The sequence below is a fragment of the Aeromonas lacus genome, from assembly GCF_000764665.1.
In the GTDB taxonomy this organism is placed as follows: Bacteria; Pseudomonadota; Gammaproteobacteria; order Enterobacterales; family Aeromonadaceae; genus Aeromonas; species Aeromonas lacus.
Map to the genome: position 1 here is coordinate 63,380 of NZ_JRGM01000147.1, position 13,942 is coordinate 77,321.

The window sequence follows — 13,942 nt, forward strand, 5'->3', positions numbered from 1 at the left end:
CACTTGCAGAAGGGGATGAGAGAAAAAAGAAGATGTGGGCTTACGTCAGCAGAGCCACCACATTCTGGCGCGATACATTGGCCTGAGCCAGCAGACCAGACATGGTTCCCATAAAACCGCCATCCTTTAGCTGTTCACTGAGCTTGCTCTGAAGCTGCTCAAGCTCCTGCTGTTTCATGTTCTGGCTGCGCGCCTTGACCCGATCGAGCTGCTTGACCATCCGCTGGCGGAACTGCTTCAGCTCCCGCACGGACTGTTCGATTTCCCCAAGCAATCTTTTCAGGCGCTGTTGCTCCTGTCGCAGCTCACCTTTGTCGATACCTTCGCCAAGCAGGGTCAATTGCCCCGGCTTTGCCTTGAATTGCACCGGAACAGGGTTTCCGGCCGGAATGCGAATGCCTTCCCCACTGAGCAGAACAGGCTCGTCCAGTTTGCGTCGATGCAATTCCGGAACACTCAGTTCCAGCTTGCCCAACTCGTTGAGACGTGCCTGAATGTGCTCTTTGCGCAGAGCCCGATCGAGCCTGGATGCAACATCAGCCTCATTGGCTCCTGCTGGTAGGGTCACCTCGACGGCACTGGCAGTTTGCGGGAAAGAGAACACCAGACGCTCGGCACTTGCCTTGGGACTTAGCAGATCGAGCCGATCGGCGCTGTAATGCACCCGACTCTCGGCGGCCGAGGTCAACAGACGCGGCTTCAACTCCGAGGTCAGGGGCGCTTGTGGCCGGGTGAGTTTATCTTCCAGCTGCTTGAGGCGTGTCACCAGATCGCTGCCAGCCTCACGATGCTGACCCAGCTGTTGCTCCAGCCGCTTCAGCTCGCCCCAGACCTGGCTTAATGCCAGTTCACCACCCTGAGCGTGGGCAATTCGCTGCTGGGCCGTCCCGATCAGTGCCCAGCGATCGAGCCGGACAATATTGGGTTGGCGCTCAACTTTTTTTGCCGGTCGGGATGTGTCCTGAGCAGTCAAGCGCCCGTGCAGCCGGGGCTGAGCGGGCGTCTCGGCCACACTGCCCGGACGGGTTTGCTGAATCTGCATCATGACTCCTTGCGCCTGACGTTATGGCATGTAGTTGAAGAGGCTCAATCCATTGACCTTGGCAAATGCCTGTTGCTGCACTTGCAAGGCCATCAGCACATGGGCCTGCTGGGTAACGGCACTGGCATAGTCGAGGGACTCTATCTGATTGCTCACTTCCTTGCTATAGGTCCCCTTCTCGGTATGCCCCTCATCGACCTGATCAAGCAGGTTCATGCGGGCGCCGATGGTACTCACCATCTGGCTGATATCGTCCTGCAACACCTTGCTGCGATCCAGCATACTGCGCGCCTGATCGGCGGCATCGGGTGCTCCGCTCTCTATCGCGGCAACCATGGTATCGAGCTGCTTGAAGAAATCGCCGTTGTCGATGAACAGCTTGTCTGCCGTCTGGTTGAGACCGACCGTGACCCCCTTGGCGATGCTGACCTCACGCACCAAGGAATCGCCCTGATAGACGTAGTCACCGCTGGCATTTTTCACGAGAGTGGTCTGGTTGACCTGACTACCAGCAAACAGGCTGGAGCCACTCTCGTTGCGTGCATTGGCCAGATCGAACAGCCCCTCCTTGATGACACCGACTTCGGTCGCGATGGCGCGACGATCATCTTCTGACAAGGAGTCAGTTGCCGCGGTCTGGGTCAACTCGCGCAGCCGCATCAGCATATTGGTCATGGACTCCAGCTGGATTTCACCCTGAGAGAGCTGGCTTTTGGCGTTGGCGATATTCTTCTGATACTGCTCCATCGCCACCTGCTCTTTCTTGAGTCCGAGCAGTTGCACGCTCCCCACCGGATCATCCGAAGGCTGCAGAATGCGCTTGTTTGAGGAGATCTGGCGATCGAGGCGAGCATACTCGCCGAAACCGTATTGCAGGTTATCGAGCATGCTGAGCTGGATCTGGTTGGTACTGATGCGCATAGTCACTCCGTCAGAACATGTTCAGGATGGAATTGAAGAGCTGATCCGAGGTGCTAATCACCTTGGCATTGGCCTGATAGACCTTGGTGTATGCCATGATCTTGACCCCCTCTTCATCAGTGTTGACCCCGCTTACACTGCTCAGCTTGGTAGCCAGCTGCTTCTCCATATTGGCATCAGCCTGCATGGTCGCCTTGGCCTGTCCGCTCTGCACCGCTATCCGGCCCAGCAGGGCGCTGTAGGCGTCATACTGGCCATCTTTGATGGTGATTATCTCCTGCAGATTGCGGTTGTCGCCCTGCCCGCCCCCGGCCTTGGCAAAAGCGAGATGATCGCCGGTAAAGCCATCGGCAATCTTCAGGGTACCGGAAGGGTTGAGCGGGTCGTAACTGAACAGGGGTTTGCCCGGGTCACCATTAAGGTCAACACCGCCAGCCTGCTTGGCATTGAAGTCGTCGGCCAGCTTCTTTGCCATCTGGTTGAGTTCATCGCGCAGCGGACGCAGCACATTGGCACGGTAATCCATCACCCCGGCCAGAGTACCGCCATGCAGAGCGGGAACTTCGAAGGTCTGTGGGCCAAAACTGAGACTGAGCTTGTCACCGGCCAGCGAGAGCGTACTGCTGCTGCCGGCCAGAACCAGCGGTTGCCCCTGAGGCAGGCTGAGCGAGAAGGAACCATCGCTCTGCCGGTTGACCCTCACCTCCATATAGGTGGAAAGCTCACGCACGATCTGCTCACGACTGTCTTCCAGAGCGGATGTATTGACCCCCTTGGAGGCCTGCTCGCTGATCTGCGTATTGAGCTCGGCAATCTGCTTGAGATAGCTGTTGACCTGAGAAACCGTGCTGTTCAGCTGATCGTCGATCTGCTTCTCCTGAGTCATCATGCTCTCGTTCAGCTGGCCATAGCGGTTCGCCAACGCGCCAGCAGAGCTCACTATCTGGCTGCGCTGGGCCGGTGTTTCCGGGCTGTCGAGGGCCGCACTCAGGGAAGCGAAGAAGCTGTCCAGCCCCTTGGCGATGTTCATCGACTCGCTGCCCAGGAGCTGCTCGGTGGTATTGATGTACTGATGGAACGAGTAGGAGGCCCCGGTCGCGGAGCAGCTGCGCCAATGCTGGGAAACCAGATACTCATCCGTGATCCTGCGAACACCGGTTACCTCTACCCCCTGACCATTATCCAGCCGGCCAAAACCGGACAGGCTGCCCATCATGGCCTCCTGACGGCTGTAGCCGATGGTATTGACGTTGGCGATATTCTGGGCGGTCACATTCAACGCGATCTGTGCCGCGTTGAGTCCGCTAAAACCGATATTGAGCAGAGACATCAGTCACCTTTCCTCATTTTTACCGTGTTCAGAGGCTGACTGAAGGCAGCCAGGGTCTGTGATTCTGAAGCGACCGCCTGGTCGGCATTCTTTAATGTCGGTGCCAACTGGCTGACCATCTGCTCTTTAAGGCCGATCCCGCCGCGCTTGACCAGGCTCATCGCCAGCTGGCTGTCATACATATCGCGATAGAGATCCTGCCCCTTGATGAGCTTGTCATCCTCATCCTGCAGGGCGTCACTGGCCGAGCGCATATGCTTGAGCACTGTCTGCAGAAAGCTCACTTCGAACTGACCGGCTACGGCATCGAGCGCGGCACGCTGATCCGGGTTGCTCTTGATCTGCTGAAGTTCATTGAGATCCTGGTAAAAACCAGGTTCCGAAGTTATTCGGGTCATAGAGATCCTTAGATGACCACCAGCTCTCCCTCGAGGGCACCAGCCTCATCGAGCGCCTGCAAAATGGCCATAACATCATCGGGCGTTGCCCCAAGCGAGTTGACGGCCTTGACGATCACCTCAAGCGAAGTGCCATCAGGCCAGACAAACATGTTGTTTCGTTCGCGATCCACCTGGATCTTCGAGTTGGGGGTCGTGGTGGTCTGTCCGTTGGAGAAGGCATTGGGCTGGCTGACTGTCTGGCTCTCACCAATGGTCACCGTCAAGCTGCCGTGGCTGACCGCCGCCTTGTGCACCTTGACCCCCTGCCCCATTACCACGGTACCGGTACGGCTGTTGAATACCACCTTGGGTCGCTCCTGCCCCATGTCGACCTGCACGTCCTGCAGCAATGCCATGAACGAAATGCGTTGGCTTTCGTCACGGGGGGCTGCAATCTGAATGCGTCCGGCACTGACCGCTTTGGCAACCGGTCCCAGCTGGTGATTGATGGCCCGCTCCACATTGCGGGCCGTCTTGAAGTTGGGCTGATGCAGATTGAGCGTCACTTCGGGCTTGTCGGCAAAATTGCTGGCAACTTCCCGCTCAATGATGGCGCCATTGGGAATGATCCCCGCCGTCGGTACGTTGATGGTCACCGAAGAGCCGGATTGGCCCTCGGCCTTGACCCCGGCCACCACCAGATTGCCCTGGGCCACCGCATACACTTCACCATCGATGCCGCGCAAGGGGGTCAACAGCAGCGAGCCGCCACGCAGACTCTTGGCATCGCCAATCGAGGTGACGGTTACATCCACCAGCTGCCCCTTGCCAGCCAGCGCCGGCAGGGTTGCCTGCACCGATACCGCCGCGACGTTCTTGAGCTTGGGGTCGATATCATCCGGCAGTTGCACGCCAAACTGCTTGAGCATGTTGGCCATCGACTGACCGGTAAACTTCACCTGGCTCTTGTCGCCGGTGCCGGACAAACCCACCACCAGACCATAACCCACCAGCTGGTTGGTTCGCATCCCCTGCACGTCGGCAATATCAAGCAGTGACCGCTTGGCTGCAGGAGCGGCATTCGCCCACCATGGCAGGCAGAGGCAAAGCAGGGCGATAACCCATCTGTTCATGTAAGACCTCAAAACGGTGCAAATGCGGAGCTGAAGAAGCGCCCCAGCCAACCCATCTGGTTGCTGTCGGCAAGCGCACCACGACCGGCATAAGTGATACGGGCATCGGCGATACGCTGAGAGGAGATCCGGTTGCTCTGGTCGATATCCTCAACCCGCACCATACCGCCCAGACGGATGTACTCATCACCCTGATTAAGACGGATCCACTTCTCGCCGCGGATACCGAGCACGCCATTGGGCATTACTTCGGCCACCGTCACCGTGATGGAGCCGGCCAGGGTATTCTGCTGGCTGGATGTCGCACCGCCATCAAAATCCCGGTCGGCACTGAGGGTCGCCCCCCAGTCAGGACGCAGTTTGCCACCAATGGAAGGGGCCGGCACATTCATGCTGCTGTTCTTGCTCATGCTGGTGTTGGCTTTCTTGCTCGACTGGGTACGCTCTTCCAGCACCACGGTCAGAATGTCGCCGATACGATAGGCGCGACGATCCTGAAACAGGGTCATCATGTAGTCGCCACGATAGAGACTGCCATCTTCCCCCCGGGCCGAGGCAGACTGCATGGGGCGTGAAGGCGCCCACTTCTCCTCGCCCGGTTCCGGAGCCTTGAGCTCATAGGTCGCGCAGCCACCCAACAACAGCACGACCCACAGGTAACGCCACATCATCTTCATCATCACAGCGCTTGAGTGACAAACTTGAGCATCTGGTCGGCGGAAGAGACCACCTTGGCATTCATCTCGTAGGCTCGCTGGGTGGTGATCATGTCCACCATCTCCTCCACCACGTTGACGTTGGAGCTCTCCAGCGTGAACTGCTTGATGGCCCCCATCGCCTCTTCGCCGGGCACACCTTCGATGGCTTCACCGGATGCGCCGGTCGCGCGATAGAGGTTGCCACCGAGCGCCTCGAGACCGGCCGGGTTGGAGAAGTTGGTCAGAGTGATGCGTCCCAGCTCCACATTCTCCTGCTGACCCGGCAAGGTGGCACTTACTGTACCGTCGGTACCGATGGAGATCTTGGTGGCATTGTCCGGGATCTGGATCTGCGGCTGCATCGGCAGACCGTCGGCGTTGACCAGCATCCCTTCCGCGTTGCGATGCCACTGACCATTGCGGGTGTAGGCAGTCTCGCCATCGGGGCGCTCGACACTGAAGAAGCCGGCGCCGACCACAGCCATATCCAGCTCCTGGTTGGTGTTCTGGAACTGACCCGGGGTAAAGACCTTCTGGGTGCCGACCACACGCACACCGTTACCCATCTGGATGCCGATGGGCGAGAGGTTCTGCTGATCCTGCTGGGCCCCCGGCTGGCGCTGTACCTGATAGAACAGATCTTCAAAGGCAACCCGATCACGCTTGAAACCAACCGTGTTGACGTTGGCCAGGTTGTTGGAAATGCTGGCCATCTTGGCATCTTGGGCCGACAGACCCGTTTTGCTTACCCAAAGTGCTGCATGCATCTTTGTCTCTCCACCTGATTCATTCGGATGCCGAAGCACCTCTCAGCGGGACGATGCACCAAACCGCTCGTCCCGTTCATGATTAACCCTGACCGGAAATCAGCCGGGCCCCTTGTCTGGCCTGCTCGTCCGCGGTCTTCATCAGTTTGACCTGCAGCTCGAAGTTGCGGGTCAGCGACATGCTGCTGATCAGCTCGTCGACCGCATTCACGTTCGCCCCCTCCAGAAAACCGGAGGCCAGTACGACCTGCTCGCTGGTCTCGGCATCGCCACCCTGCCGCAGGCGGAAGAGGCCATCCTGCCCCTTGACCAGCTCGGCAGGATCCGGGTTGACCAGTTTGAGGCGCCCCACGTCGAGACGGGCGCCACCGCCGGGCGGCGTGATGCTGAGCGAACCATCCTTGCCAAAACTGAGATCCCGATAGGCAGGAAGTACCATTTCCCCACCATCGCCTAGTACAGGACGACCGTTGAGGGTCAACAGCCCGTCAGCATCGCTCTCCAGATTGCCGGCCCGGGTGTAGGCCTCTTTGCCATCTGCGGTCTGCACCGTGATAAAGCCTTCACCGCGAATGGCCACGTCCAGCTTGCGCCCGGTCTGCATCAGCGCGCCCGGCTTGAAGTCGGTCCCGGCCATCTCTTCGCGAGCCATGACCCGGCTGGGGTAACCATCACCGCTCAGGGCATAGGCCGACACCCGCTCGAAGTCAGCCCGAAAGCCGGCGGTGTTGACGTTGGCCAGGTTATTGGCCCGGATTTGCTGGGCCATCAGGGTATGTTGCGCCCCTGACATGGCGGTATAGATAAGCTTTTCCACGGATCAGCCCTTAGAAGGAGTTGAAGAGAACCTGGGTCATCTTGTCAGCGGAGCTGATGGTCTTGGCGTTGGCCTGATAGTTGCGCTGGGAGGTCATCAGGCTGACCAGCTCACCGGTCAGGTCAACGTTGGAGCTCTCGTAGGCCCCGGCAGTCAACTGACCCATGGTGCCTGTTCCCGGCGCCCCCAACACTGGCTGACCAGAGCTGAAGGATTGCTGCCAGGTGGTGTTGTTGGTCTGCAGCAGACCATTGGGGTTGGCGAAGTTCGCCATAACCACCTGACCCTGCTTCAGGCTCTGACCGTTGGTAAAGGTGGCATAGACCCCCCCATCGGCATCAACCCGAACACCGGTCAAATCGCCAGCGGTGTAACCGTTGGACTGGTTGCGAGTGGCGTTGAAATCAGAGGCGTACTGACTGACTCTGCTCATATCCAGTTGCAAGGCAATTGGAGATGCGCCCGCTGGTGCCAGCGCCAAACTGGCAGGAATGGTCGAAGCACCCGCATCCAGCTTGCCATCAGCGGTGAATGTCATCTTGGCCCCGCCAGCAGGGGTGATATCAGAGCCATTGAATGTGTAATGCACAGCCCACTCATTGGGTGCTGTTTTGACAAAGTATTGGGTGACAGTGTGCTCAACCCCGAGCGAGTCATAGACCTTGCTGGATTGGGAGTAGCTGAAGCTGTCCGACTTGGCCGGATCGAAGGGGTTAAGAGCGGGATCGATCACGCTGGCATCCGCCTTCAGGTTGGCGACGAACTCCAGCTTGTCGGATGCCTTGGCAGGCAGGCTGCCGGCTTTGACCTGAATGTCACCGATCACGCCGGATTGCAGCTCACCGGCATCATTGGTGGTATAGCCCTGCAAACGGGTGCCGTTGGCGGTTGTCAGGTAGTTGTTCGGGTCACGCTGGAACATGCCGGCTCTGGTGTAGGAGATCTGGCCGTTGCTGTCCTTGAGCACAAAGAAACCACTGCCGGAGATGGCCAGATCCAGACCTCGGCCGGTACGCATCACGTCACCATTGCGGTCAAAGTTCTGGGATATGTTGTTCATCTCAACCCCACCCGCCTGACCGCCACCATAGATGGCAGCAAACTCGGCACGGCTGGACTTGAAGCCTGCGGTACTGGCGTTGGCCACGTTGTTGCTGATAACGCTCAATTCCTGGTTTACGGCGCGCAAGCCGCTCAATCCGATACTGAAAGACACAATTTCGCTCCTGTTTGATTACGCCGATTTGCCGAACTGAATGGCACTGAAGAGGGGGACTTCACCCACGCCAGCGACCTGCAACATGATCTCGCCTGTGCCGGGCAGGGTGACGCGTTCCACCTTGCTGGCGACATAGTTTTTGGAAGTGGTGGCAACCCCGTTGAGGGACGCCTTGACCTCGAAGCTGTACTCCCCGGCCGGCAGCTCCGGCAGTTCATAATCCAGCCCGCCAGCCTTGCTTTCACCCCAGCTCTTGGTTGCCACCAGGGTGCCATGTTCGTCATACACCTTGAGTTCGACCTGATCGGCGGCGCCCGCCAGCTCGACCTGACCGCGAATGGCTTTGTCATCGCTCTTGGTCAGGGTCTTGCTCGGTACCATCACCTCTTTATCGATCAGATCGGTACTCTGCAGAACCTGCTGGGTATCCATCATGTTGATGGACTTCTGCTGCAGCAGCTTCAGGCTCTCGACCCCCTCCACCATGCTGAACTGGGCCAGCTGGGTGACATATTGGGCACCATCCAGCGGGTTGGTGGGATCCTGGTTCTGGATCTGGGCCACCATCATCTGCAGAAATTCGTTGCGCAGTTGCATGCCGCTCTGGGCACTCTGGCCAGTGGCAGATCCCGCCGCCGCATTGTTGGGGGCGATATCCGGGGTGGCAGAGCGCTGGCTGGCGCCACGGGCGGTATCAAGCGTGCTTACCTGAGGCAGACTCACGGCTTAGACCCCCTGACCAAGACGCAGCAGACCCTGCTGCATGCTGTTGATGCGATTGATCACCTCGACCGAGGTCTCAAAACCGCGGGAGGCGCTCATCATGTCGGCCATCTCCTCCACCGCATTGACGTTGGAGTAGTAAACAAAACCGTCTTTATCGGCGATCGGGTTGGTCGGTTCGAGACGCTTCTCGACCTGACGATCGGACTGCACTATGCCGGCGATCTGAACCTGTGCAGACCCCAGCGCCTCTGCATCCTGCACACGCTGATAGAGAGTGGAGAAAACCGGCTTGATAGCGCGAAAAGCGGCATCTTCACTGCCTGCGGCACTGTCCACGTTCGCCAGATTGGAGGCGACGGTATCAAGTCGCACGGTTTGTGCCCGCATGGCACTGCCGGCGATGTCATAGATTCGGTTGAACGACATGATTAACGCCCCTCGATCGCTTTGGCGATCCCGGTGATTTTCATATTCAGGAAGGTCAGGCTGGTCTGGAAATCCGTGGCATTGTTGGCAAACTTGCTCTGCTCGACGCTGAGCTCAGCGGTATTGCCATCCATGGATGCCTGATACGGGATGCGATAGAGCGGATGCTGCATATCGTCAGCCATGGTGCCCTGACTGATGGCAGCGCTCTCCTCGCCTGCCGCAACTTGCTGTGCGACACGGCCAAGAATCGTCTTATAATCGACGTCCCGGGCCAGATAGCCGGGGGTATCCACATTGGCCAGATTCCCGGCCAGAATACGCGCCCGATCGGCCCGGATATCAAGGGCATAAGGGTGTACGCCAAGAGCGCTGTCAAATGAGATACTCATGCTTCATCCTTTTATGAATCAGTCAGACCGGTGAACTCGTTATCAAGACTCATGCCAATCATGAAGATCCCTTATTGGCGCTGGATGCAGCGCTGCCCCTGGCTGATCACCTTGATAAAAGGGGAAGTACCGTTTCCCGTATGGAAGCGATCAGGCCTCTTCTGGCTGCTGATGCTGGCAAGCCCGCTACACGCTGAACCCGGCGAGCAGTCGCAACAGATCGCAGCTCGCCTCAGGGAAGATGCAAGCCAGACCCTGCATGCCTACCTGCAACAACAGGGCTGGACAATCCCGGAGGTGGACTATCAGGTGTGGATCTCTCCGGCGGTGGAACACCTTCCTCCCTGCCAGCAAGAGATCCGCTTGCAGGCCGGGGGGCAATATCGCCAGCCGTGGGGTCGTCGCCCCTACCTGGTCGAGTGTGCCAACCCCTCCTGGCAACTGAGAGCCCGGGTCGAGGTCACGCTCATGCTACCTGTCTGGATGACGGCCCGGGAGATCCGGAAAGGCCAGACCATTCAGGCAGCAGACCTCGTCGAGGAGTCGCTGGATGTCAGCAGACTGCAGCGAGGTTTCATTCCCGTCTCCGAGTCACTGGCAGGCAGCAAGGCCAATCGCAATCTCAGGATGGGGCAGTTGATTGGCGAACTGGACCTGCAGAAGGCCTGGGCGGTGAAGGAGGGTGAAGGGGTGTTGATCCGAGCCGGTCAGGGCGGATTCTCGGCCACAACCCGCGGCACGGCGTTGGCAAGCGGCGCCATCGGCGATGGCATCAAGGTACGCAACAGCAGCTCAGGCAAAGAGATCCAGGCCTGGGTCATCGCAAAAGGGGAAGTCGAAACCCGTTTTTGAACCCATATAAGGGTTTTTATTCAAGTTAGGCCGACCTTGGGTCGCTTTGCAGAGATAGACCACCAGGAATTGACGTTATGAAAATCACACGCACCGACCCGCTCTACGTTCAGACCCAGTTGCAACGCAAGCAGGATGGCGCGCCAGCCCAAGTCGAGGCGCGCGCTACCAAGGCTGACGCCCAAATAAGCAGCACGGCACAGGTTGTCAATCAGGCGAGAGCCCAGCTTGCCACCACATCCGACGTGGATATGGAAAAAGTGAACCGGATCCGTCAGGCCATCAGCGAAGGAAAACTGGAGCTCGATATGGATGCACTGGGTCAGGCCATTCTGGACATGCATCGCCGATGAGCATAGAGCCGAAGCAGCGGATCAAGGAGCTGATCCTGGGCATCCAGCAAGATTGCAGCCGCTACGCCGAGCTGCAGAGCCTGTTGCTGCGCCAACACGGCTTGCTGGCAGCGCACGATGTCGATGGGCTGGCGACCCACAACCAGCAACAGACAAGATTGATGGCCGATGTGCAAAAACAGGCGCAGCAACGTTGCCACCACCTGCTCGCACTGGGACTGAAACCGGATGAAAAGGGGATGGCGACCCTGATTGCCAAACTGCCGGCCACCATGAAACCCAAAGTTGCCAGCCAGTGGCAGCAGCTCGAACTGCTGTTGCAGCAGTGTCTGCGCCAGAACGATCTCAACGGCCGTCTGCTGGCTGGGCAGATAGAGACCATCAACACGCTGCTGGGCCAGGAGCATGCTTACGGCCAGCTGGAGCGTTTTCCCGACTAGCTCCCCTCTTTGAGCTGACGGTGGCGCAAGCTGGAAAGCTCGTCGAGTTGGCGCTGATCCCGCAGCTCCCGCTGCTGGTTGATGGCTCGCTCACGTTTGTCCAGCAGGTGCTCCAGCCCCTTGACCCGACCAAACTGCCTGACCACCTCCCCTTCATGGCGCTCCAGATCCAGCCTGGCCAGTGCCGATTGCTGAACCTGATGGGCCAGCAGATGACGCAGCTGGCGATCCATCTGCTGCTTGTTCTGCCACAGCAGGGGATGAAAAGTGGCCGAACCGGGACTCAACGAGCCGATCACCTCCTGCAACCGCAAGGCTCTCTGCTCTTCCCTTATCGCCTCTTCCCGCAAGCGCTGACGCTCCTTGCCGAGCACCTCCAGCGCCTCCTGCTGCAAGCCGAGATAGGATTTCAACATGGCGACCTCTGATTACCTGCCCAGAACCTGCTTGAGCCCTGCCACTACCTGAGCCAGCGGGGTCTCTTCATGGATCCCCTGCTGCAGGAAGGCGGCAATGGCCGGGTAACGTTGTACCGCTTCGTCCATCTGGGGATCAGCCCCCGGTTGATAGCCACCGAGCGGCAGCAATTCGCGCACCTGTTGGTAGCGCCCCCACAACTGGCGCAACGTTACCGCCAGCTGCTGCCAGTCGGTCGGCACCACTTGCGGCATCACCCGGCTCACCGAAGCACCGATGTCGATGGCCGGGTAGTGCCCCTCTTCCGCCAGACGACGGGTCAGCACTATATGACCATCCAGAATGGCACGGGCCGAGTCGACCACCGGGTCTTGCTGGTCATCCCCTTCCGCCAGCACGGTGTAAAAGGCACTCAGGCTGCCATCAGGGTGGGTACCATTGCCGGCCCGCTCTACCAGCTGGGTCAACATGCTGAACACCGATGGCGGGTAGCCGCGCGTTGCCGGTGGCTCGCCGATAGCCAGTGCGATTTCGCGCTGGGCCTGGGCGTAGCGGGTGAGGGAATCCATCAACAGCAGTACATCCTGCCCGCGCTCACGAAAATATTCGGCAAGACGATGGCAGAGCTGGGCGGCACGCAACCGCATCAGAGGGGATTGATCCGCAGGCGCAGCCACCACCACCGAGCGGGCCAGACCTTCCGCACCGAGACTGAGTTCGATGAACTCGCGAACCTCGCGACCCCGTTCACCAATCAGCCCCACGATGACGATCTGTGCCGTGGTGTTGCGGGTCATCATGCCGAGCAGCATGCTCTTGCCCACGCCTGAACCGGCGAACAGGCCCAGTCGCTGCCCCTTGCCAACCGTCAGCAAACCATTGATGGCGCGGATACCCACATCAAGAGGTTCACGGATCGGCGTGCGCAGCAGCGGATTGGGCGGAGAAGAAAAGAGCGCAACGCGCTCCCCCTCGTCACGAAGAGGACGGCCATCCAGCGGCTGCAACAGACCATCGACAACCCGGCCCAGCAGATGCTCGCCGACCCTGATTGTCTCTTCGCCATCGATTGGCAGCACCCGGGCTCCGGCGTAAAGCCCTCCCATCGGCTGCAGCGGCATCAGATAGGAGATCTCCCGGTTGAAACCCACCACCTCCGCCAACAGAGATTCGCCGGATGCCGTATCGACCCGGCAGCGCTGCCCCATCACCAGCTGGCAGCCGATTACCTCAAGGGTCAGCCCCGTTACGCGAACCAGACGGCCATAGCGGCGAAAACCGGGCACCTCGTCAAAACAGTCGAGCGCCGAGGTGAGCGCCTGTTGCAGGGCTTCATGCATGCTGCGGCAATTCCAGCGTGCTATTCAGCTGCTCGATGCAGGAGGCAAGGCGCTCGCCGGTATTGACCTCGATCACCGCAGCCCGTGTTTCGATGCGGGCATCGCCAATGGCCAGATTGGGGTCTACCTGCAGCGGCCACCCTTCGCAACGGGTGACCCCCTGTTCGGCCAGACGCTGGCGATCCCCCTCATTGAGATAGATGACCAGCTCTTCCGAAGCGGCTGGCAGAGTCGCCAGCGCCTGCTCCACCTGATTGAGCACCTGCTGGGGATTGAGGGTAAATTCGGCCTGGATAACCCGCTTGGCCACCTGGGCCACCAGCTGGGCAATCAGCGCTTTCTGCTCCTGCATCTTTACCCGGGTCAGGGATTCCCACTGCTCCTGCAGCTTGGCAAAGGGGACCATGGCCTGATCGAAAGAGGCACGCCCCTCCGCCAAACCCTGAGCAAAGCCGCGGGTTTGTCCCTGCTGCAGCCCCTTGGCTTCCCCTTCCACCAGACCGCTGGTCAGTCCCTGCTGATATCCGGATTGATACCCTTCGTCGTGACCTTGCTCCAGCCCCTGCTGATAACCAAACTCGAACTGCTCCTGCTGACTCAGAGCCTCTTCCCCGCTCTGTCCCAAGGCAGGGAAGCGGTAGAGCCGGGTCGGGCCGGGCATCAACTTGCGCACATAGTGACTCATCAAT

Annotated in this window: 18 protein-coding genes; 3 read left to right on the plus strand and 15 right to left on the minus strand. The window is 59.3% G+C overall.

The window, feature by feature from the left end; all coding sequences use genetic code 11:
• Positions 1–40 precede the first annotated feature (40 nt).
• From LG31_RS21680 to lfgB, 12 genes are all read right to left on the minus strand, one after another.
• Complete coding sequence (locus tag LG31_RS21680; RefSeq protein WP_238567531.1) at positions 41–1,045, minus strand: coiled-coil domain-containing protein; 1,005 nt, start codon at positions 1,043–1,045, stop codon at positions 41–43.
• 18 nt (positions 1,046–1,063) lie between these two features.
• Positions 1,064–1,963 carry a lateral flagellar hook-associated protein LfgL gene (lfgL, locus tag LG31_RS0115885; RefSeq protein WP_033115407.1) on the minus strand — a complete coding sequence of 300 codons (900 nt, stop codon included), beginning with the start codon at positions 1,961–1,963 and terminating at the stop codon, positions 1,064–1,066.
• Between the two features lie 10 nt (positions 1,964–1,973).
• The gene (lfgK, locus tag LG31_RS0115890) at positions 1,974–3,293 is read right to left on the minus strand and encodes a lateral flagellar hook-associated protein LfgK (protein WP_033115408.1); all 1,320 of its coding nucleotides are present in this window, start codon (positions 3,291–3,293) and stop codon (positions 1,974–1,976) included.
• Complete coding sequence (locus tag LG31_RS0115895; protein WP_033115409.1) at positions 3,293–3,691, minus strand: rod-binding protein; 399 nt, start codon at positions 3,689–3,691, stop codon at positions 3,293–3,295. Before LG31_RS0115895 ends, lfgK begins: the two co-directional genes overlap by 1 nt.
• An 8-nt stretch (positions 3,692–3,699) precedes the next feature.
• Complete coding sequence (gene fgIL, locus LG31_RS0115900) at positions 3,700–4,806, minus strand: lateral flagellar basal body P-ring FlgIL (protein ID WP_033115410.1); 1,107 nt, start codon at positions 4,804–4,806, stop codon at positions 3,700–3,702.
• Between the two features lie 8 nt (positions 4,807–4,814).
• On the minus strand, positions 4,815–5,486 hold the full coding sequence (flgH, locus tag LG31_RS0115905) for a flagellar basal body L-ring protein FlgH (RefSeq protein ID WP_033115411.1): 672 nt from the start codon (positions 5,484–5,486) through the stop codon (positions 4,815–4,817).
• Positions 5,486–6,271, minus strand: coding sequence for a lateral flagellar basal-body rod protein LfgG (gene lfgG / locus LG31_RS0115910; protein ID WP_033115412.1), 786 nt, complete (start codon positions 6,269–6,271; stop codon positions 5,486–5,488). Before lfgG ends, flgH begins: the two co-directional genes overlap by 1 nt.
• 82 nt (positions 6,272–6,353) lie before the next feature.
• Entirely contained in the window at positions 6,354–7,088 is a 735-nt protein-coding gene (gene lfgF, locus LG31_RS0115915; RefSeq protein WP_033115413.1) for a lateral flagellar basal-body rod protein LfgF, read from the minus strand.
• A gap of 10 nt (positions 7,089–7,098) precedes the next feature.
• The gene (gene flgEL, locus LG31_RS0115920) at positions 7,099–8,304 is read right to left on the minus strand and encodes a lateral flagellar hook protein FlgEL (protein WP_033115414.1); all 1,206 of its coding nucleotides are present in this window, start codon (positions 8,302–8,304) and stop codon (positions 7,099–7,101) included.
• 18 nt (positions 8,305–8,322) lie between these two features.
• Positions 8,323–9,030 (minus strand): flagellar hook assembly protein FlgD, encoded by a 708-nt coding sequence (locus LG31_RS0115925; protein WP_033115415.1) that lies wholly within the window; start codon positions 9,028–9,030, stop codon positions 8,323–8,325.
• A gap of 3 nt (positions 9,031–9,033) precedes the next feature.
• Complete coding sequence (gene flgCL / locus LG31_RS0115930; RefSeq protein WP_033115416.1) at positions 9,034–9,459, minus strand: lateral flagellar basal body rod protein FlgCL; 426 nt, start codon at positions 9,457–9,459, stop codon at positions 9,034–9,036.
• Between the two features lie 2 nt (positions 9,460–9,461).
• Entirely contained in the window at positions 9,462–9,851 is a 390-nt protein-coding gene (gene lfgB, locus LG31_RS0115935; RefSeq protein WP_033115417.1) for a lateral flagellar basal body rod protein LfgB, read from the minus strand.
• 60 nt (positions 9,852–9,911) lie between these two features.
• On the opposite strand from lfgB, the gene lfgA reads away from it, so the two are divergent.
• The 3 genes from lfgA to lfgN all read left to right on the plus strand — a co-directional run bounded on the left by lfgA (position 9,912) and on the right by lfgN (position 11,496).
• On the plus strand, positions 9,912–10,703 hold the full coding sequence (gene lfgA / locus LG31_RS0115940) for a lateral flagellar basal body P-ring formation protein LfgA (RefSeq protein WP_033115418.1): 792 nt from the start codon (positions 9,912–9,914) through the stop codon (positions 10,701–10,703).
• Positions 10,704–10,780: 77 nt separating this feature from the next.
• Positions 10,781–11,056, plus strand: a complete 276-nt coding sequence (gene flgM, locus LG31_RS0115945) for a flagellar biosynthesis anti-sigma factor FlgM (RefSeq protein WP_033115419.1) — start codon at positions 10,781–10,783, stop codon at positions 11,054–11,056.
• Positions 11,053–11,496, plus strand: coding sequence for a lateral flagellar protein LfgN (gene lfgN, locus LG31_RS0115950; RefSeq protein WP_033115420.1), 444 nt, complete (start codon positions 11,053–11,055; stop codon positions 11,494–11,496). The genes flgM and lfgN overlap by 4 nt, the downstream gene beginning before the upstream one ends.
• On the opposite strand, the gene lfiJ is transcribed toward lfgN, so the two are convergent.
• From lfiJ to lfiH, 3 genes are read right to left on the minus strand one after another with little or no spacing between them, the layout of a single operon-like run.
• Positions 11,493–11,912, minus strand: coding sequence for a lateral flagellar protein LfiJ (gene lfiJ / locus LG31_RS0115955; protein WP_033115421.1), 420 nt, complete (start codon positions 11,910–11,912; stop codon positions 11,493–11,495). The two genes, lfgN and lfiJ, sit on opposite strands and share 4 nt — an antisense overlap.
• A gap of 12 nt (positions 11,913–11,924) precedes the next feature.
• Positions 11,925–13,253 carry a lateral flagellar FliI-like assembly ATPase LfiI gene (lfiI, locus tag LG31_RS0115960; protein ID WP_033115422.1) on the minus strand — a complete coding sequence of 443 codons (1,329 nt, stop codon included), beginning with the start codon at positions 13,251–13,253 and terminating at the stop codon, positions 11,925–11,927.
• Positions 13,246–13,938: a lateral flagellar assembly protein FliH gene (lfiH, locus tag LG31_RS0115965; protein WP_033115423.1), complete on the minus strand. Its 693-nt coding sequence runs from the start codon at positions 13,936–13,938 to the stop codon at positions 13,246–13,248. The genes lfiI and lfiH overlap by 8 nt, the downstream gene beginning before the upstream one ends.
• Between the last annotated feature and the right edge of the window lie 4 nt (positions 13,939–13,942).

Coding starts and splice junctions, on each gene's coding strand:
- LG31_RS21680 (WP_238567531.1), bottom strand. CDS start 1,045: ATGATGCAGATTCAGCAAACCCGTCCGGGCAGTGTGGCCGAGACGCCC.
- lfgL (WP_033115407.1), bottom strand. CDS start 1,963: ATGCGCATCAGTACCAACCAGATCCAGCTCAGCATGCTCGATAACCTG.
- lfgK (WP_033115408.1), bottom strand. CDS start 3,293: ATGTCTCTGCTCAATATCGGTTTTAGCGGACTCAACGCGGCACAGATC.
- LG31_RS0115895 (WP_033115409.1), bottom strand. CDS start 3,691: ATGACCCGAATAACTTCGGAACCTGGTTTTTACCAGGATCTCAATGAA.
- fgIL (WP_033115410.1), bottom strand. CDS start 4,806: ATGAACAGATGGGTTATCGCCCTGCTTTGCCTCTGCCTGCCATGGTGG.
- flgH (WP_033115411.1), bottom strand. CDS start 5,486: ATGATGAAGATGATGTGGCGTTACCTGTGGGTCGTGCTGTTGTTGGGT.
- lfgG (WP_033115412.1), bottom strand. CDS start 6,271: ATGCATGCAGCACTTTGGGTAAGCAAAACGGGTCTGTCGGCCCAAGAT.
- flgCL (WP_033115416.1), bottom strand. CDS start 9,459: ATGTCGTTCAACCGAATCTATGACATCGCCGGCAGTGCCATGCGGGCA.
- lfgB (WP_033115417.1), bottom strand. CDS start 9,851: ATGAGTATCTCATTTGACAGCGCTCTTGGCGTACACCCTTATGCCCTT.
- lfgA (WP_033115418.1), top strand. CDS start 9,912: ATGAAGATCCCTTATTGGCGCTGGATGCAGCGCTGCCCCTGGCTGATC.
- flgM (WP_033115419.1), top strand. CDS start 10,781: ATGAAAATCACACGCACCGACCCGCTCTACGTTCAGACCCAGTTGCAA.
- lfgN (WP_033115420.1), top strand. CDS start 11,053: ATGAGCATAGAGCCGAAGCAGCGGATCAAGGAGCTGATCCTGGGCATC.
- lfiJ (WP_033115421.1), bottom strand. CDS start 11,912: ATGTTGAAATCCTATCTCGGCTTGCAGCAGGAGGCGCTGGAGGTGCTC.
- lfiI (WP_033115422.1), bottom strand. CDS start 13,253: ATGCATGAAGCCCTGCAACAGGCGCTCACCTCGGCGCTCGACTGTTTT.
- lfiH (WP_033115423.1), bottom strand. CDS start 13,938: ATGAGTCACTATGTGCGCAAGTTGATGCCCGGCCCGACCCGGCTCTAC.